The organism is Yersinia aldovae 670-83, assembly GCF_000834395.1.
GTDB classification, from domain to species: domain Bacteria; phylum Pseudomonadota; class Gammaproteobacteria; order Enterobacterales; family Enterobacteriaceae; genus Yersinia; species Yersinia aldovae.
Map to the genome: position 1 here is coordinate 4,042,029 of NZ_CP009781.1, position 19,388 is coordinate 4,061,416.

Sequence of the window (19,388 nt, forward strand, 5' to 3'; positions counted from 1 at the left end):
TGAAGTGTCATTCATTAAACAGCCATTACTCTTACTTAAGTGTGTGATATACCTATTTAGAGTTCGACACAGGTAAGGCTTATGCAATGACAGAGCAACCGTTCTCCGCGCAACTTGATATTGATAGCTCAGTTCAACCCCCTCGAGTATATGTCAGGGGGGAGTGGGTACTGGCGCATTACCGTTTTTTGGAGCCGAAGGTGGCTCAGTTGCGTGTGGATTTACCGGCGTCGGCCATGTTTGACTTCAGCCAGTTAGGTGGGTTGGATACTGCTGGCGCCACGCTGCTTGCCACCCTTCTTGGGGAGCAGCGAGTCAGCAATTTGCGTGAATTGGCACCGCGCCTGCCTGATGAACGCCGGGTGTTATTAGAGACCGTCAGCCAGGTTTTACCTAATCTGGTTCCTCAATTAACGGTAAAACCTCAACCTTTCTGGATTGGTCTATTAGTACCGATCGGCCAGTCGGTGGACAATTTATGGCAAGATTTCAAGTCATTGCTCGGTTTTATCGGCCTGACACTTGAAGCGCTGCTGGGGACAATTTTTCGCTCTTCTCGCTGGCGGGTCACTTCTCTTATCGCCAATATTCAGCAAATTGGCTTGAATGCCGTTCCTATCATTATGCTGCTGACTTTTCTGGTCGGCGCAGTTATCGCTTTTCTTGGTGCAACCGTTCTGACCACTTTCGGCGCGGGTATTTTTACCGTCGATTTAGTGGTGTTTTCTTTCCTACGAGAGTTTGCGGTTCTACTTACGGCTATTTTGATGGCGGGGCGAACAGCCAGTGCGTTCACCGCTGAAATCGGGCTGATGAAAGCCAACGAAGAGATCGATGCCATTCAAACTCTGGGGCTTAACCCAGTTGAGTTACTGGTGCTCCCTCGTGTATTAGCGTTATTGATTTCACTGCCGATGCTCACGTTTATCGGTATGATTTGTGGCATTTTTGGCGGTATGGTGGTGTGTGCGTTAGCACTGGATATCTCCCCGACGATGTTTTTAACGATTATGCAAAACAGTAACGGGTTGCAGCATTTCCTGGTGGGGATCAGTAAAGCGCCGATTTTCGCGTTCTTGATCGCTATTATTGGTTGCCTGGAAGGGTTTAAGGTCAGCGGCAGCGCTGAATCCGTCGGCATGCATACTACCACCAGTGTCGTACACTCAATCTTTGTTGTTATCTTGCTCGATGCTGTTGCAGCGCTGTTTTTCATGGAAATGGGGTGGTAAGTCAAATGACAAAAAATGCGATCATCCAAATCCGTGAGCTGGTGAATTGCTTTGGTAAACAATGTGTTCACGATGGCCTTAATCTGGATGTACACCGAGGGGAGGTGCTCGGTGTGGTTGGTGGTTCGGGCACCGGCAAATCTGTTCTACTGCGCAGTATCGTTGGATTACGTCGTCCAACTGCGGGTAATATCCATGTTTTTGGTAATGATTTAATGACGTTATCCGGTAAGGAGCGTTCGATGGTGGAACGACGATTCGGAGTCTTGTTCCAACGGGGGGCGCTGTTTAGCTCGCTTACCGTGACTGAAAACGTGGCGTTGCCATTGATAGAAAACGCCGGTTTGCCGCGGGCTGAGGCCGAACGGCTGGCGCAGGTTAAACTGGCCTTGGCTGGTTTACCACCTGACGCGGGCAGCAAGTATCCGGCATCGCTGTCTGGTGGCATGGTAAAACGGGTTGCTTTGGCGCGTGCACTGGCGTTGGATCCGGATATTCTTTTTCTTGATGAACCGACCGCAGGGCTTGATCCTATTGGGGCGGCGGCTTTTGACAGTTTAATCAGAACATTGCGTGATGCGTTGAATCTTACCGTGTTTCTGGTAACGCACGATTTGGATACGCTTTATACGCTTTGTGATCGCGTAGCAGTGCTTTCACAAAAGAAAGTGCTGGTGGTCGATACGCTAGATACCGTTGCGGCGACCGATGATGCCTGGATTCAGGCGTATTTTCATGGCCCTCGTGGCCGCGCGGCATCTCAGGCTGCAACGCACAGTGTAGAGAGGTCATAAGATGGAAACCCGTGCTCATCATGTCATCATTGGCTTGTTCACTCTTATTGTGGTCAGCGCCGCCTTGCTATTTTGCCTATGGCTGACAAACGCGGGTTCTAACCGCCAGTTCAGTCTATACGATATCGTGTTTAACGAAGCTGTCAGCGGGTTATCGCAGGGCAGCACTGTACAATACAGCGGAATTCGAGTCGGAGAGGTAATACAGTTACGGCTGGATAAAGATAACCCAAGCAAGGTCTGGGCGCGTGTTCGCGTGTCAGCTTCTACACCTATTCGCCAAGATACCCAAGCTCGCCTGACAGTTGCCGGTATCACCGGTACGTCGAATATTCAGTTCAGCAGCGGTAGTCAGGACAGCCCGTTACTGGAGGGGGAAGATGACGAGATCCCGGTCATTGTGGCAACCCCGTCGCCGATGAGCCAGTTGCTGGCTAATGGTGAGAATTTTATGAGTAATGCTAATGAAGTCCTGGTGCGGCTGAACCAGTTGTTGGCACCGGATAATCAACAGCGGCTGATAAAAACGTTAGAAAACCTGGAGCTGGTTACTCAGACGGTGGCAGACCAACGTGAGGATCTTCGCACAATGTTGCAGCAATTGGCACAGGCCAGCAAACAGGCTAATGACACATTGGCACAAACCGATCGTCTGCTGCGTAATGCCAATGGGCTAATGGAAGGGCAGGGGAAACAATTGGTTAGCGATGCAGTGAAGACGATGGCTTCATTGCAGAATACCAGTGTCATTCTCAATAAATTGGTGAATGAAAATAAAACATCCCTCAATAATGGTATGCAGGGTATGAATGAACTGGGGCCAGCTGTTGATGAACTACGCAGAACGTTGGCCACATTACGCGCCGCTGTTACTCGTCTGGAAGAAAATCCTGCGGCCCTACTGCGTGGTCGTGAAAGAACACAGGAGTTTACGCCTTAATGGTTTCTCTTAAATTGATTCGCTTTTCAGGCCGTTACGCGTGGCAGGTGTTATCACTGCTGCCACTGGCGTTGCTCTCAGCCTGCACTATTTTGCCCAGCGCACCGATATCGCAGGTCTACCTTTTACCCGCTCAGACAGCAACGGTTACGCCACGGGCGCAGACGGTTGACTGGTCGTTGCGGGTATCTCAACCGGCGACTAACCAGTTTATTAACAGCACACGTATGGCTGTACAACCACAGGGACAGGAAATTGCTGTCTACAAAGCCTCACGCTGGAGTGATTCAGCGCCTATTCTGCTGCGTAATCGTCTGATTCAGGAATTCCGTGCTGATGGCCGTGTCCGTGCAGTCAGCAGTGACGATGACAGTCTTCAGGCCGACGTCGAGTTGAGCGGTGATTTGTCCGCGTTCCAGGGGGTACATAGCAGTGATAACAGTTTGGTACTCATTCGGTTTGATGCCCGTTTGGTCAGAATTTCAGACCGACGGATTATTGCTACCCGCCAGTTTGAAATTCGCCAACCGATAAAAGGCACTGAGATGAATGAAGTGGTTCAGGCGTTTGGTGTCGCCAGCGATCAATTGGCAGCACAGGTGTTAAACTGGACGTTGCAGCAGGCACCACAGTAAGCGTAAATAACAGTGCATCAGCGATTGTAGCTAATTTTGTTGGGGCCGGTTTTTGATACGGAAATTTGAATTTTATCTGTTTTCCTCCGGCCTATCTTCCTGAATGGCGCTCCTGATTTTATCAGGAGTCGCTTTTCTCCTTCTTTATTAACGAATCGCTGACGTTTTTAATAAGAATATTGCACAATTAATGTGCAGCCACAATCCAGAGCATATAAATTCTTTATCCAGTAATTAGCGCATCTTTAATATGTGACTGAATCAGTATTGATGCTTAACAGCAAACATACGGCTTCGGGTTGCCCCGTTGTCAGAGAGGATTACGATAGCGCGCCTGACATCTGCATTTTGTGTTGAAGGGGAAATTATTCTCTTTATTATTTTGTGACTAGCATCTCACTGGTAGTATATATTACACAGCATTGCACAACTAACCGTTTGATATAATTCATTTTTTATTTTAAATTCAGTGGGTTTTTTATTTTATATGAAGAGAATTAAATTCTACTTATATAGAAAACAAGAGTTAAGTATGAAAAGTATTTCTCTTAACAAATCTCTAAGATAAAAATAAGTAAAAATCATTAGTAAAAACATCAATGAAAAAAATAACACATCAACAATTTCTCAAATGGTTAAAAAAAGAAGTTAAACTTTCTTTAGGGTGTACAGAACCTGTTGCTATCGCTTTTGCCGCAGCTGTTGCAGCCAAATACCTCAATGCGCCAGTGTTAAAAATAACAGGGCAGATATCAGATAATCTTTATAAAAATGCGATGGGAGTCACTATCCCCGGAACCCATTATTCAGGGGTTACTCTGGCAGCAGCAATAGGGGCTATAGGTGGAAATGCCGAAGCAGGTCTGGAGGCATTAAAAGGAATTACTGCTGAACAAATTACCTGGGCTGTTACCTTTAATCAAAACGGTAATATCAGCCTACAACCTGTAAATTCGACTGACTTTATTTTTATTGATATGACTTTGCACAGTGTTAATGAGCAGTGTCGGGTCGTGATTCAAGGTAACCACACTAATGTCACGGAAGTTTATATTAATAATATTAAACAGGCTCACGTCAGTGGTCATATTGCGGGTTGCAGTGAGGAGGTATTGCCTAAGTTCTCTCTCCGAGATGCATTCGATTTTGTGAGCCATGTAGCGGCTGATGATATTGCTTTTATATTGGAAAGTGCTGAGGTGAATAGTGCGCTTTCTGATGAGGGAAAAAGGAAACACTATGGCTTAAATGTAAGCGGAGCACTATTGCTGGCTAGAAAAAATGGTTTTATGAGTAGGGATTTACTTAGCCAAATGCTGATCAATACGACCGCAGCATCAGATGCCCGCATGGGCGGAGCACCGCTTGCCGCCATGTCAAATTACGGTTCAGGTAATCAGGGTATTACGGTGACAATGCCGGTGGTAACGCTCGCAAAACATCTTGATAGCGATGATGAAACTCTGGCCAGGGCGTTGGCGTTGGCTCATTTGGTGGCAATTTCAATTCATGAGCGTTATACCCGCCTCTCTGCATTATGTGCAGTATCTACGGCGGCAATGGGGGCAGCTGCTGGGATGAGTTGGTTATTGACTCGAGATTATCTGACTGTTTCTTATGCTATAAATAATATGATCAGCGATATTAGCGGTATTATTTGTGACGGTGCGTCAAATAGCTGTGCCATGAAGGTTTCCACTGCGACGGCCTGTGCATTTAAATCGGTAGTAATGGCGCAACAACATAGTGTTGCGGGAGAGTATGACGGTATTGTTTCCTGCGACGTAGAAAGCTCAATAAATAATCTATGCAGACTCGTATTATCGCCAATGAGACAAACAGACAAAGAAATTATCGACATAATGACTCATAAATAAAATAAATCTCACTCTTTAGTTGAGATACGGAATATCATTCATTAACAATGATGGGACTTTTTACAGCCAAAATTTAAAGGAAAGACGAATGAAAAAGACAAAATCTATTGCAACTCTTGTTATTCATGCCGGAGATCAAGTTGATCGAGGTAATAATGCTATCTTTCCACCGATCACGACTGCCAGCTCATTTATTCAGCCCAATTTAGGTGAAGAGGGCGAATTCTGTTATTCCCGATGCAGCAATCCGACAAGATATGCCTATGAAACCGCGTTAGCCGAGTTGGAAGGGGGAACCTATGCGACGGCAACAGCTTCAGGTATGGCAGCGACCGCACTCATATTGGAATTGCTACCTAAAGATTCTCATGTATTGGTCATGCACGGCGTCTATGGGGGGACGTATCGATTATTTGAAAGACTGCGTAAGCAGACATCAGGCACCACATTCAGTTATGTTGACCTGAATGATCTTGAGGCAGTAAATAATCATATTCAAGAAAATACTCGCTTAATCTGGATTGAAACGCCCACCAATCCACTGTTGGAATTAGTTGATATTGAAGCAGTATGTCAGGTAGCTCGGGCCAGAAAGGTTATGACTTGCGTGGATAACACTTTTGCCAGTGCGTGGAATCAACGGCCTCTTATTCTTGGTGCAGATATAGTGATGCTTTCAACCAGTAAATATATTGGTGGGCATTCAGATTTAATTGGTGGTGCAGTTATTACTAATGTACATAATATTGCTGAACAATTGGATTTCTGTAAAACCACGGTGGGCGCGATAGCCTCTCCATTTGATGCCTATCTGGCTCTACGAGGCATGAAAACTCTTGATGTTCGTATGGATCGTCAATGCAGTAACGCTCTAAAGATTGCTCACTTTTTAGAGCAGCATCCTAAAGTATTGGATGTTCATTATCCAGGGCTGGAATCACATCCTCAGCATCAATTATGTAAAAAGCAGATGCGTTCAGGTGGTGCTGTTGTCAGTATCCGCTTGAAAGGAGATATCACGGAGGTAAAAACTTTTATTAGCAAGCTGAATTATTTTGTTTTAGCGGAATCGTTGGGTGGGGTGGAAAGTATGGTTAACCATTCAGCATCAATGTCTCATGGTTCAATGAGTAAAGAGGAGAAAGAAAATATAGGTATATATGATACTACCCTGCGCCTTTCAATAGGCATTGAAGACATTAACGATTTAAAAGACGATTTAGAGCAAGCCCTTTCCTTTATACAATAAATAATAGGGTGGTTATATGCATGATTATGGTGTATGGACGATTATAACTCCATTAGTAACCATTTGTTTGGCAATATTTACCCGCCAGGTCATTTTATCGTTACTTATGGGGATTGTTGTTGGATTTACGGTCATTAATGACCACAGTATACTCCAGGGAATCAGTGGTACGTTAAATGGCATTATTGATACATTTTCCTCACCGGGTAATACGCGAACGGTTATTTTTATGGTGATGATTGGTGGTATTATGCGCTTAATTGTCGTCACCGGAGGGGTGCGAAGTCTAGTCAGATTATTAACAGAAAAGACGCAGTTTGTTACTAATAAAAAAGCAGTGCAACTGCTGGCTATGGTTATTACCTCAATTATCTTTATTGAGAGTTCTATAAACCAACTCATTGCCGGCGCATCAACTAAAGACTTGGCAAAAAGATACGGTTTATCACCGGAAAAAATGTCTTACATTATTCAGACATCCTGTGTGTCGGTCTGTTCTTCTGCCATGATTAATGGCTGGGGGGCTGCAATGATGGGGGTTATCGGTGTCCAGATAGCTAAAGGCTATATTGAAGGGCAGCCGTTTGAAATATTAGCCAGTTCTATGGTGTGGAATCTCATGGCGTGGTTTTCACTGGCTTCGGTGCTATTCTATATCTTCTCTGGTGCGTCTTGGGGGCCAATGAAAAAAGCAGAGGTGAACTTCGTCGGTAAACAGGAACATCATGTTGAGGCAGTAAAAGATGAGGTTATTGATCACCCTGCAAGTAATTCAATACTGAATTTCCTCATCCCCATCCTCTCGACTGTACTGGCTGTACCTATTGCACTCTATGTTACCGGGGATGGTGATTTTACCAAAGGCAGTGGCTCTATGTCGGTTTATAGCGCTGTAATGTTTGGTACCACCGTTTCTTTTGTTTGGTTCTGTGGGCGGAGAATTCTGAATATAGAATCTTTCTTTAAAGAGCTATATATCGGCTATGCCAGTATGGTGAAAATAAGCTCCATTATGGTGTTGGCATTCCTGATGGGCAACGTCTCAGCAGATCTTAATACCGGGCAATATATTGCGACAATTACCTCAGGTATTATTTCCCCCGGATTTTCCATTGGCTTTGTTTTTATTATCAGTGCCATTATGTCGTTGGCGACAGGAACATCTTGGGGAACCTTCGCTATTATGATCCCTATTGGCGTGCAACTCGGTGTCTCTGTCGGAATGCCTATCGAGTATATGATAGGTGCGGCAATTGCTGGTTCAATTTTTGGTGATATGACTTCGCCCATTTCTAGTGATGCAATTGTGGCATCTATGGCGACTGACTGTGATCATATTGAGCATATTCGAACACAGATGCCTTATGCGATTGTCACTGGCAGCATTGTGCTGGCTGTCTATCTCTATCTTGGCTTTACCGTATAATGTAATAGCTAGCGGCATCTCTGATAAATGAACATGTCCAACTGATACCATCTCAATTAATACCATTATAAACTATTAATAATGGTATTAAATCTTCTGCTCGCATCTTATGTTTATGTCAGGTTAAGTAAAGAACAACAATTAAACTGACTGAGTAATTGCTGACTTCCGCAAAATAACTGATAACTCTTACAAAGTTATATCTTATACTAAATAAGTGTTGATTTTATGTTTCATAATGTTTGACTATTGTTCTATCAGTTAAGCAAAAGGGAATAGTTATGCTTTGGAAGAATACCAAGGAGCAGTTTGGGCGAATTAGCATCAGTATCCACTGGTTAGTTGCATTAACAGTATATACATTATTTGCTTTGGGCTTATGGATGGTGACGCTCGGCTACTATGATGGTTGGTATCATCAGGCTCCTGAAGTTCACAAAAGCATCGGGTGTATACTCTTTGCTGTGATGTTATTTCGGGTGATATGGCGTTTTATTTCACCGCCGCCTAAGCCATTGCCAACGTATAGCCGTTTCACACGAATCAGTGCGATACTCGCTCATTTTGCTTTATACATTGTTCTATTTTGTATTATGTTCAGCGGTTATTTGATATCGACGGCTGACGGACAACCTATCAATATTTTTGGCTGGTTTACGGTACCTGCAACACTGACCGGGTTACCCGACCAGGCGGACACTGCTGGCACTGTACATCTTTATTTAGCTTGGGCCGTGGTCGTGCTTTCACTCTTGCATGGCTTGGCTGCACTTAAGCACCACTTTATTGATGGTGATATCACTCTTAAGCGGATGCTGGGACGTAGCACCGATTAACCAACTGTATTATGGAGAATTAAGTATGTTTAATAAGACCCTACTGGGCCTGACCGTAGGCGCACTGATGTTTACTGCCGGCAGCGCCGTAGCAGCCGACTATAAAATTGATAAAGAAGGTCAACATGCCTTTATCGAATTCCGGATTAAACACTTAGGCTATAGCTGGTTATATGGCAGTTTTAATGATTTCGATGGTTCTTTCACTTTTGATGAAAAAAATCCCGCCGCGGATAAAGTGAATGTCGTAATTAATACTAATAGCGTTGATACGAACCATGCAGAGCGTGATAAACATCTGCGTAGTAAAGAATTCCTAAACGTAGCAAAGTTCCCACAAGCGACATTTGAGTCAACTGAAGTGAAGAAAAATGCAGATGGCTATTCGGTTGTTGGTAATCTGACGTTAAATGGCGTCACTAAGCCAGTGACCTTGGAAAGCAAACTTACGGGGCAGGGTAATGACCCGTGGGGTGGCTATCGTGCCGGGTTCGAAGCTAACGGTAATATTAAGCTGAAAGACTTTAATATCACTACGGATCTGGGGCCAGCATCGCAAGAAGTTGAATTGATTCTGTCCGTCGAAGGTGTCCGAGCTAAATAGTATTACGAATCATCAAATTAAAGGGGCTTTTGGCTCCTTTTATTTTTTACCACTATTCAGTATCGTTTGGGCTACAACAGGCCGATAATTAACGGAATCCCAGATTATTAGCTCAGACTGAAATATGTTCTCTTTTGATAAATCTCCACCATCCGAATATTTAATATCCAGAATAGAAATTAAGCGGTTTATCACTTCGTTTATTATTTCACTAACCAGATCTTTGACACTGGTCAGTGATGGGCAATGAAGGGAGGAAATAGGGATACCGTCTATAAAGATATCTTTGGTAGCATTATCAACAAGAGCATGTTGCTACTTAGAGCTCTCGTGTTGATTGTGAGTTGGACCTTTTTTCAGTTGGAACATAAAATCTTTAAACGATGTGCCTAACGAGGCAAAGAGCGGATGTGTGCGGTTTTCCATCATGGTTTCTGAAAACAGTTTTAAACCTAATGCAAATGCCGCGGTTTTCTCTTTACCAAAGTCCAGATCTTCGCGCGCCTGTAACCGTTCGATGATGCTGAGGATCTCATCGTGATTCTCCGCTTCGAATGTGACCGGCGCTTTATCTATGGCTGCCCCTTTGCGATCAGTTAATGGTTCAATGGTGATTCGATAACGGTAACCGGGCATCAGTTTTGCTCCTGCTGAGTTTCGTCGGCTGCTGGTTTGATTGTGTTAGGGGCCAGCTCTTTCTCAATGGTTTCTACCGCTGACACTAATGCAGTATTAATGCGCACCACCTGCTCAGGAGTGACGTCTAAACGCATCATATTGCTACGTAAAATGTGGCGTAAACGGTGCATTGCATCGGAAATACCTTCAGCCATATTCCCCTCAGGGCGGCGATTTATCTGTGCCAACCGAGAAAAAATGATATCGACTATCTCCTGGTTCTGGTGCAATTCCGCCTTACCCGCATCGGTTATTTGGTAGCTTTTACGGCCATTGCCAGTGGCCACCGGTGCGACAAAATCCTGTTCTTCCAGTAGTGTTAGTGTTGGATAGATAACGCCAGGGCTTGGAACATACAGGCCCGATGATGCTTCTTCTATTGCTTTAATCAGTTCGTAGCCGTGACTCGTTTTTTTATCAAGCAGAGCGAGTAATACAATACGTAAATCACCGTGTTCGAACAAACGATGCATTTTCTCACCGCGCCCACGTTTACCGCCCCGTAGCGCTACGCCATCTTCGCCCATCATATGATGGCGGCCACCACGATGTATTCTGTCACCGCAGCGACGGTGCCCTTCATGGTGATCTTCACCATGACAACGACCACGTTTTGAAAATCCAAACATAAATACGCTCCTTTAGATATATCGAAACAATTTAGATATGTCTAATTTAGATCGAGATATCTAAATTGGCAAGGGGAGTGTGTAAAAAGATATATCTAAATTCACAATGGTGACAAATTGCAGTTGACTTCATGAGTGCCAACACACTGAGACTATTAAAAAAGCCCGCTAATAGCGTTTTTGTGATGTACCGATATTTTATCTTAATTAAAGGCCTACTTTTAAATAATGAGCATTTTTTGTCGCTAAATATCAATATAAAATGTGGTTATACTCCACTATCTCTTCATCCGCAGGATAAATGTTATCCACAATTTACATTCATAAACTGCTTAAAAATCAGATAAAAATGAAAAGTTCTACGTTACTTGTATTGCTTTTGGCAGCACTCATATCGCCATTAACGTTGGCTAGCGTACCTGTTTCAGAAACTGCTACTCAGGAATTGATAGAACGCTCTGCTAAACCTGAGTTGGTTAATCAAGATACTCAAAGTGACACTCAACGTAAGGTTATCTCAGTTAAGGCTGTGCCCGTGCAGGAGTCTACATTTTTGCCTTTTTGGGGAGATGAGGCTCGGGCCCGCGGCTATGAATTACCCCTGCCGTTTGGTGTTAGCATCAGTCATATGAATATTCGCCAGAATATTGATGTAGATAGTATCAACTTTGATGGGTTGGGCTGGGACTCGTATCAGATGCCTTCCAGCCTATTTGATATCCAAGTGGATAAAACCCGTCAGAAAAGTAAAACCGATACATTGAAATTAGATTTGTGGTTGCTGCCATTTATGAATATTTATGGAGTTGTGGGTCAAACCAAAGGCAGTTCTTTATCGAAAGTTTCTGTTAACTCAGATCCATCTAATTATAAATTCGGCAGTATGAACTGGATTATTTCCAATTTTATCAAAGGTATGCATGATAGCGGTCAGCTAAAAGATCTTGATTTTAAATTGGACTTTAAAGGCACCACCTTAGGAGCAGGGACAACATTTGTCGGTGGTTATGAAAACTGGTTTGCGACGCTGGACATGAACTACACCCAAACACGTTTCGATATTTTGGAGGGGGAGATTGATGCATTTACTCTGTCGCCCCGTGTGGGCTACAGCTTTACGATTCCTGCGATTGATATGCTGAACATGTCACCCAGTAAGCTGAATGTATGGGTAGGGAGTATGTATCAGAATGTGCAGCAGGAGTTTAAAGGTAGTTTGTCTGACCTCAATATGCCGCCTGATTTAGCGGGATTAGTGAATATCGCGGATCCTGATGGTAAGGGGCGTTTTGATGTTAGACAGCATCTGGAATCGCCGTGGAATGTGCTGCTAGGTGCGCAATACGAAGTGACACGTAACTTTAATTTGATCACCGAGTTTGGTTTTGCTGAACGCAACAGCTTCTTTGTTTCCGCGGAGTATCGCTTCTAATGTGTTTTATATGCAGGCTAGGGTTCGTCTGCTGGTTAGGTCTACCTTGTTTGGCGCAGGCAGTAGATATATTGCCTTCACATGAACATATTGATGGCTGGTTACAAGGGTTGGGTTCCGATAATAAATTTGATGCGAACAAAGGCATTGATTGGGGAGTGATGCCGGGGCCATTTTATACTCCAGAATTGGGCCTGGGGATTGGTGCGGCCATTGTCGGCATGTATCGCCCGGATAAAAAAGAGAAGATAAGCCAAAACTCTACGCTATCATTCAGCGGTTTTACCAGCTCGACAGGGGCTTTTGGTATCGGCATTGCTAATTACAGTTTTTTTGCTAATGATCAGTGGCGCTTCTATCTCACCGGTGCCATGAATAATATGCCGACCTACTATTGGGGAACGGGCTTCACTGCGGGTCGCGACGACGTTAATAAGCAAGAATATACCTCGCAAGAATTCAGTGCCAAACCAGAGTTACTTTATCGCATCGCTCCTGACATTTACTTTGGTGTTGGCTGGTCATTCTCTTCTGTTAATGCCGCATCGATACAAGATAAAGATAACGGGATGTTGGCGCGAGAAAAGGCTGGCCCCTCGGTGTTAAGCTCTGGGGCGAGTGTGACGCTAACTTATGATACCCGCGATTTCGTGCCTAACCCTCGTAGTGGGCAGCTCGCGAATCTCACTTATACCTACTTCGCGCCAGAGCTGGGCAGTGATTTTCGTTTTGAATCAGTAGAAAGCCGCTATGCGCTGTACCATGCGCTGGATGAGAAAAACGTATTGGCATGGGAAATCGATGGGCGTTTTACCCAAGGTGATGTGCCGTGGAATATGTTGCCGCTACTTGGGGATAATCACCGTATGCGTGGTTATTATGAGGGCCGTTACCGTGATCGCAACGTCTTGAGTACTCAGCTTGAGTACCGCCGAAAACTGGACTGGCGGCATGGCGTCGTCGCCTGGATAGGGAGTGGAACGATGAGCCAGACCATCAATGAACTTGGTAAAAGTAGCTGGCTGCCCTCGATGGGGGTGGGTTATCGGTTTGAATTCAAACCACGAATGAATGTTCGGCTCGATTTTGGCGTGGGTAAAGACAGCACGGGGTTCTATTTCCAAGTTGGAGAAGCATTTTGAGCTTATTTTTCAAGTATGGTCTGGCTGGCCTAATATTGCTGGCATTACCCTGCCTGGCGGCGGTAAAGGTGCCAGTCACTCCTGATCTTTCGATAATGCCTCATCAGCAAGCAATCCGTGCCTGGCCGGTGACAAAAAAACTGTCTTCGCCAGATGGATTGCGCCCTTGCTGTGCGTTTGGCTATAACTTAAGCGTACAGGTTTTAGGTGTTCCGGTACCTTTTTACCATCTTGACAATGTGGTTGAGGCTGACTCGTTGGGTGAGCACCACTATAACGATACGCTATTAGGCGCAACGAAAAATTTACTGGGTGTCAGCAGTGAACATGATGGAATAATTTATTCCGCTCATGGTGGATTTATCGATATTTCCCATGTCCGTGATTCAGCTGACATGACTTTCTTCCTGTTTAGCCACATAGTTCCACATCTGGGGCAGGCGCAGAACATAGCGCTGAGCGAAGAGCTGGCACAACGGAGGATTGCACTTTTTGCATTTATCCCACCGCAGAATGAGGCCGAGCACTATTCATTATCCGCTTACCTTGCGGGTTATTTGGCCTATCAGGTCGCGGCCTGGCATGAAATTGCTCAGTGGTATGGTTTCGAGTCGGTGGTGGGGTTTTCTGAAGGCATATCGGCATTTTCACCGGAGGATCTTTATTCCAACCTTTTAGGCACCCGGTTGGCTATTTCACTCATTCTTACGGGACATGCCGGTTCGGTAATGCAGTTTAATGTGGCAATGGATGAGATATTACCTCAGGCGTTACATCAATTAGGGGCTGTCTCGGCTGACGAAACACGTTTTCAGTTCGATATGTTAGATGGCAACTGGTGGGACAGCCATCGGGCGGTGCCGGAAAAATTTTTGTTACTCAAGCGTAACTACCAAACTGAAAGTGATCGTGTTCCCACACCAGTACCGGGTGAATCTGCGATACCCCGTAGATTACAGCTTCCTGTGCAGTGGAAGGGGTTTCAGATGGATAAATTAGCTGAGTTGCAACTGTGGCCGGGGAGTACAATGAAGCAATTACCGCTCCCAACGCCGTACTATACGTTGCATGATTTTCCTGGACTGGCTATGTTCGCAAGAGCGCAGGATGCAGGTGAGTTGTCCAGGTCGAAATAGTTTATTAATATTTGATACGATGCTCTGTTTCTCTTGGCGGTGATGTGGCAGGTATCACTTACACGGGAAAAGTAGCGTTGAATTGCCAGTTTAAGGTAGTAATTTAATACTTTTCATCCTCGAACACGGCCAGTCAGTCTTTAATTTTTACCTGTACTGGCCGCGGGTTTGCTTTTTTTACATCCTCATACACATCTTGACATTCGTTGCTCTATTCTCTGTTTGTTTACTCCACTTTATTGGTGATACTTATGAATAACTTGATGCAACAATTACAATCAATGCTTGGGCAGGCAACGAAGAAGAACGGTGACGGCGCTTCTGGCCTGAGTAGCATGTTAGTGCCTGGCGCATTGGGTGGCCTTGCCGGTTTACTTGTCGGGAGTAAATCATCACGCAAACTGCTGAGCAAATATGGCAGCAGCGCACTATTAGCCGGTGGCGGTGCGGTGCTGGGGAGCGTGTTATGGAGTAAATATAAAGACAGAATTCGCCAGAATCATCAGGATGAGCCACAGTATGGTCAGCAAGTAGCACCGGCAGATCAACGCGTACAGCGGTTGGTTATGGCACTGGTGTTTGCGGCCAAAAGTGATGGTCATATTGATGCGAAAGAGCGCGGTATTATCGAGCAGAATATGCGCGAAGCCGGTATCGGTGAGCAAGGTGAGCGTCTGGTTCAACAGGCGATTGATCAGCCTTTGGACCCTCAATTACTGGCGCGTGAAATCAAAAATGAAGAAGAAGCGTTGGAACTCTATTTCCTCAGTTGTGCGGTCATTGATGTAGACCATTTTATGGAGCGCAGTTATCTGTCCGCATTGGGTGATGCTCTGAAGATCCCACAAGATGTTCGTGATGGAATAGAACAAGATATTCAAAAGCAAAAACAAAGCGTTATTGACTAATTTCTTTTGTGATGGCCTTTTGGATTTTCCAGTAGGTCATCACAAAACTCTCTCATGATATTTTTTTACAAAATTATTTTGTTAGTTGAATCTGAATGAGGTTAGAGAAAAGAGGTTATGGTCCCGACTGGAATCGAACTTTTATCTTAATTATTTGTTTTTAATGCTTATTTTTACTTTTAAGTTAATTGTTTATACATATCGCTATACGTTTATTTTCGGGCTTATAGCGATATGACTGATAATCAGTTTTCACATGACTAATTCTAATCGATAGAAACTTCACGAATTTCTTGATTTTTACTTACTGTCCTTCCCTGTCCTTTATTAGTATTCATTGCCCTTCAAAATCAGTCCCAAAAAATCACTCACACAAGATAAACTCATTGCCTGCTTTTTATACTAAAATCACTTGTTTTATTCCCGCAAAAAACTAGTAATCTAAGGGAGTCCGATAGACTCTTAAGCAAACCAATGGAGTATTCAGTAAATTGTTGTTAATTTTACAAAATGTTACATTTATTTTTTCAATAAATTTCAGCTTAATTAACTGAAATTTATATTAACTCATATTAACTCGATACAAATAAATACTAACTGATACTAAGTAATACCAACTCAATGATGAAAAACATTGGATATTTTTATTAAAAAGTAAAAACACAAGAAATAGTTTTGTTGGGAGTACCAAGTCATGAACTTTACAGAAAGCATATTGCATGTAAGTCTATAGGTATCCGAGGGGATTTAGCTGTATCGCTCTCAGATTATAGTTATTTACGTTTCTTTACGAATGAGGCTGCTCACCCATATTCACCTATATTCATCAATATTCGCTCTTAGCAGTACAAAAAATGACCATAAACTAATGTGTGATTTGGCATGGTTCTCTAACCCTATATTTACATCGGTTAGAGGAAATGTAAGTCTAATAGCGTCTTCACACATTTATACAAATCTATTAAAGGATAACTTTATGGAGCGGGATTCTATTGCCATAAATAATATGGCAAAAAGGTTAATACGATTACCCGATGTAATGTCTATTACCGGGTTAAAGCGTTCTACTATTTATTTCAAAATGAAAGAAGGGAACTTCCCTAACAATATCCCTATCGGAGAACGATCCGTTGCATGGGTAGAGGGGGAAGTAATTAATTGGATTGATGGAAATATTTCAAAGAGAGAAATGAGATGCTAAAAGAATTGCCACTAACTAAATACGATGAAGATATTAATACTATTGCTACATATCAGCCAATATCAAACTGTGCAGCCCGGTAAGAGTCACGGCGATTACCTGCGATTCTGACGGCGGCAACTATGGCCGCTTGCTGGAATGGGAAGACACTAACGGTATCAGCCGTAAGTGGGCCATGCCGATGGAGATGCTCAGTAGCAGCGGGGAAGAACTGAGGCGCATTCTGTTGAGCAATGGCCTGTCTTATATCAGTACCACCGGGCAGGCGCGGGCGCATTTGATGGAATACCTTTCCCTGTGCAAGCCAGAGCGCAAGGTAACTTGTGTTAATAAAACCGGCTGGCATGGTTCGGTTTATGTGCTGCAAGACGAAGTGATCGGCGTTGGGGCTGAGTCGGTAATCTTACAAACCGCCAGCGTACTGGGGCGGGATTTCAGGACTGCCGGAACACTGGAAGAATGGCGCGATCAGGTTTCCCGTTATTGCGTCGGTAATGGCCGGGTGGCGTTTTCGGTCAGTCTCTCTTTTGCCTCACCACTGTTAAAACTGGTCGGGGTGGGCGGCGGTGGTTATCACCTGAAAGGGGAATCAACGGACGGTAAAACTACCACTATGAAAGTAGCGGCTTCAGTCTGTGGTGGCACTGACTTCTGGCATACGTGGCGCTCAACCGGTAACGCGCTGGAGGGCACCGCCAGCCGTCGCAATGATGCCACCCTAATGTTAGACGAAATACGGGAAGTGGATGGCAGAGAGGCCGGAAATATCGCCTATATGCTGGCGAATGGCCAAGGGAAAGCGCGGGCGCGTACTGACGGCAGTTTGCGCGAGGCTAATCGCTGGTGTCTGTTGTTTCTGTCTACTGGTGAGTTGTCGTTAGTCGAACATGCGGCCAACGCCGGAGAGCGTACTTATGCCGGGGTGGAAGTACGGATGGTACAGATCCCCAGTGATTCCGGTAAGCATGGTGTATTTGAAGAGCTGCACGGTTTTACCGGAGGTAAAGCCCTGTCGGAGCACTTAGAACAGGCGGTTGCTTCCTGCTATGGCGAACCGTTCCGTGCTTGGCTGCGGCTGTTAACCGCAGACCTGACCGGCATGACCAGCAAGGCCAAGATACTGCTAAAAGAATATACCCGGCTGCTTACCCCCGAGAACGCCGGTAATCAGGTGGGCCGTGCAGTTACCCGTTTTGCACTGGTGGCAATGGCCGGAGAGTTGGCCACACAAGTGGGGATCACCGGCTGGCCAGAGGGTGAGGCGTTCCGTGCAGCACAAACTTGCCTTAATGCGTGGATGGGGGATCGTGGCCACACCGCCAATCAGGAAGACGCCGCCGCACTGGAACAGGTGAAAGAGTTCATTACCCGTAATCAGTTCAGCCGCTTTGCTGACTGGCATGACGAGCGCAGCCGCCCGGCTAACATGGTGGGCTTCCGGCGAGTGGATAAAGGCAATAACAAAGAAGATGCGGTGACGACGTTCTTTATTTTGGCCACCGGCTGGAAAGAAATCTGCAAGGGCTTTGATGCCAAGAAAGTGGCTCAACTCTGCGTCAAGGCCGGTTATCTCGATGTGCCAGAGGATGCCCGGACACAGAAAAACATTCGCCTGCCAGAAATGGGGCTTAAACGGGTCTATCAGTTCAATAGCACAGTTTTAGGTTAATACACTTACGCGAGTCTTATTGAGAACTGGTAACACTGGTAACAGAGGTAACAACCATAAGCCGCAAGGAGCAGAGCTGTTACCAGTCATAGAAGGCTGTTGGTAACATTGGTAACAGAAATCAGCCTGTTACCACCGGTTACCAGTTGATAATGGTTAGTGGTAACTCAGTTTATCTATATAAATCAATGGTGTTACCAGCGTTACCACTGATACCAGTCACAGACGTAAGAGACAATATAAAAACGAGTCAGTTCGAGGCTTATTTTCTGGCTGGCGGTTCTGGCTTTAAATAGAGGGCCATATCAATATGCGAGTTTTTAAAGTTATTTGTCCAGATTGTGGTACACCCGCTCATATTCGTAAAACTAACCGCAAGCATAGCCATATTGCGGATCTCTATTGTGCCTGTACCAATGTTGAATGCGGCCATACCTTTGTGATGAATGCGACCTTTTCCCATACCCTTAGCCCCAGCGCGTTAACGCATAGCCGGTTAATTAAGGACTTGGTAGACCATATATCACCGCAGGAACGGCAAGAGGCTATCCGGCTATTGCAAGTGGCCCATAAAGATGAGGAACAACAGCAGGCAATCAGTGACGCAAAGCCGCAAATTACGCGCAGGGTGAGCAAGGATTACGTGGCCAACCGTTAGCCCGGTGTTACCACGCTGGCGCTCGATTTTCTTCCCGGCCCTGTACTGTGTTTTTCAGTTAGCCAAAAATGACCTTGCCCCGCGAAGCCACGCCCGGCAAGGGTTTCAACATTTCCCCCACGCTATTATCTCACCCAACTTTTCCCATCCTCGCCACGTAAAATAGAATACTTGTTTTAAATCATATAATTAAAACTTTAAGCGGTAAGGTTAGAAAAAACGAAACTGAAATTTAGTGAAATTCTTTTCAATCTTTTCAGTTGGGATTATCAGCCAGAACCCCAGCCACGGCGCGGGCTGGCGCTAGGGTTTGTAGGAATTTAAAACTGAAATAAGTTTATA

17 protein-coding genes and 2 pseudogenes are annotated in these 19,388 nt (G+C 44.8%); 16 read left to right on the plus strand and 3 right to left on the minus strand.

Annotated features, from left to right (window positions below; genetic code table 11):
• Positions 1-86 precede the first annotated feature (86 nt).
• From AT01_RS18155 to AT01_RS18195, 9 genes are all read left to right on the plus strand, one after another.
• Positions 87-1,232, plus strand: coding sequence for an MlaE family ABC transporter permease (locus AT01_RS18155; RefSeq protein ID WP_042548142.1), 1,146 nt, complete (start codon positions 87-89; stop codon positions 1,230-1,232).
• A 5-nt stretch (positions 1,233-1,237) separates the two neighbouring features.
• A complete protein-coding gene (locus AT01_RS18160; protein ID WP_082039651.1) occupies positions 1,238-2,026 on the plus strand; it encodes an ABC transporter ATP-binding protein in 789 nt (262 codons plus the stop codon).
• 1 nt (position 2,027) lies between these two features.
• A complete protein-coding gene (locus AT01_RS18165; RefSeq protein ID WP_042548144.1) occupies positions 2,028-2,966 on the plus strand; it encodes an MlaD family protein in 939 nt (312 codons plus the stop codon).
• A complete protein-coding gene (locus tag AT01_RS18170) occupies positions 2,966-3,601 on the plus strand; it encodes an ABC-type transport auxiliary lipoprotein family protein (protein WP_042548145.1) in 636 nt (211 codons plus the stop codon). Before AT01_RS18165 ends, AT01_RS18170 begins: the two co-directional genes overlap by 1 nt.
• Before the next feature lie 599 nt (positions 3,602-4,200).
• Positions 4,201-5,478 carry an L-cysteine desulfidase family protein gene (locus AT01_RS18175; RefSeq protein WP_042548146.1) on the plus strand — a complete coding sequence of 426 codons (1,278 nt, stop codon included), beginning with the start codon at positions 4,201-4,203 and terminating at the stop codon, positions 5,476-5,478.
• 88 nt (positions 5,479-5,566) lie between these two features.
• Entirely contained in the window at positions 5,567-6,727 is a 1,161-nt protein-coding gene (locus AT01_RS18180; RefSeq protein ID WP_042548147.1) for a trans-sulfuration enzyme family protein, read from the plus strand.
• 16 nt (positions 6,728-6,743) lie between these two features.
• Positions 6,744-8,153: a Na+/H+ antiporter NhaC family protein gene (locus AT01_RS18185; RefSeq protein ID WP_042548148.1), complete on the plus strand. Its 1,410-nt coding sequence runs from the start codon at positions 6,744-6,746 to the stop codon at positions 8,151-8,153.
• Positions 8,154-8,434: 281 nt separating this feature from the next.
• Positions 8,435-8,989, plus strand: coding sequence for a cytochrome b (locus tag AT01_RS18190; protein ID WP_042548149.1), 555 nt, complete (start codon positions 8,435-8,437; stop codon positions 8,987-8,989).
• Between the two features lie 25 nt (positions 8,990-9,014).
• Entirely contained in the window at positions 9,015-9,593 is a 579-nt protein-coding gene (locus AT01_RS18195) for a YceI family protein (protein WP_004703816.1), read from the plus strand.
• A gap of 39 nt (positions 9,594-9,632) precedes the next feature.
• Here AT01_RS18195 and AT01_RS22395 read toward each other — a convergent pair.
• From AT01_RS22395 to AT01_RS18205, 3 genes and pseudogenes are all read right to left on the minus strand, one after another.
• Positions 9,633-9,875, minus strand: a pseudogene (locus tag AT01_RS22395) (hypothetical protein); the annotation flags it as partial.
• Positions 9,876-9,908: 33 nt separating this feature from the next.
• Positions 9,909-10,229: a DUF3861 domain-containing protein gene (locus tag AT01_RS18200; protein ID WP_042548150.1), complete on the minus strand. Its 321-nt coding sequence runs from the start codon at positions 10,227-10,229 to the stop codon at positions 9,909-9,911.
• Positions 10,229-10,900: a PadR family transcriptional regulator gene (locus AT01_RS18205; protein ID WP_042548151.1), complete on the minus strand. Its 672-nt coding sequence runs from the start codon at positions 10,898-10,900 to the stop codon at positions 10,229-10,231. Before AT01_RS18205 ends, AT01_RS18200 begins: the two co-directional genes overlap by 1 nt.
• A 349-nt stretch (positions 10,901-11,249) precedes the next feature.
• Between AT01_RS18205 and AT01_RS18210 the strand changes: the two genes are divergently transcribed.
• The 7 genes and pseudogenes from AT01_RS18210 (at position 11,250) to AT01_RS18240 (ending at position 19,046) form a co-directional block, all read left to right on the plus strand.
• Entirely contained in the window at positions 11,250-12,332 is a 1,083-nt protein-coding gene (locus AT01_RS18210; RefSeq protein WP_167335166.1) for a hypothetical protein, read from the plus strand.
• Positions 12,332-13,474 carry a BamA/TamA family outer membrane protein gene (locus tag AT01_RS18215; RefSeq protein ID WP_042548152.1) on the plus strand — a complete coding sequence of 381 codons (1,143 nt, stop codon included), beginning with the start codon at positions 12,332-12,334 and terminating at the stop codon, positions 13,472-13,474. Before AT01_RS18210 ends, AT01_RS18215 begins: the two co-directional genes overlap by 1 nt.
• Positions 13,471-14,610: a DUF4056 domain-containing protein gene (locus AT01_RS18220; protein ID WP_407703506.1), complete on the plus strand. Its 1,140-nt coding sequence runs from the start codon at positions 13,471-13,473 to the stop codon at positions 14,608-14,610. Before AT01_RS18215 ends, AT01_RS18220 begins: the two co-directional genes overlap by 4 nt.
• A 251-nt stretch (positions 14,611-14,861) precedes the next feature.
• The gene (locus AT01_RS18225) at positions 14,862-15,518 is read left to right on the plus strand and encodes a tellurite resistance TerB family protein (RefSeq protein ID WP_042548153.1); all 657 of its coding nucleotides are present in this window, start codon (positions 14,862-14,864) and stop codon (positions 15,516-15,518) included.
• Positions 15,519-16,494: 976 nt separating this feature from the next.
• Positions 16,495-16,719, plus strand: coding sequence for an AlpA family transcriptional regulator (locus tag AT01_RS18230; RefSeq protein WP_005172029.1), 225 nt, complete (start codon positions 16,495-16,497; stop codon positions 16,717-16,719).
• Between the two features lie 58 nt (positions 16,720-16,777).
• Positions 16,778-18,388, plus strand: a pseudogene (locus AT01_RS18235) (DUF927 domain-containing protein); the annotation flags it as partial.
• Positions 18,389-18,698: 310 nt separating this feature from the next.
• Entirely contained in the window at positions 18,699-19,046 is a 348-nt protein-coding gene (locus tag AT01_RS18240; RefSeq protein ID WP_013650207.1) for an ogr/Delta-like zinc finger family protein, read from the plus strand.
• Positions 19,047-19,388: the final 342 nt, after the last annotated feature.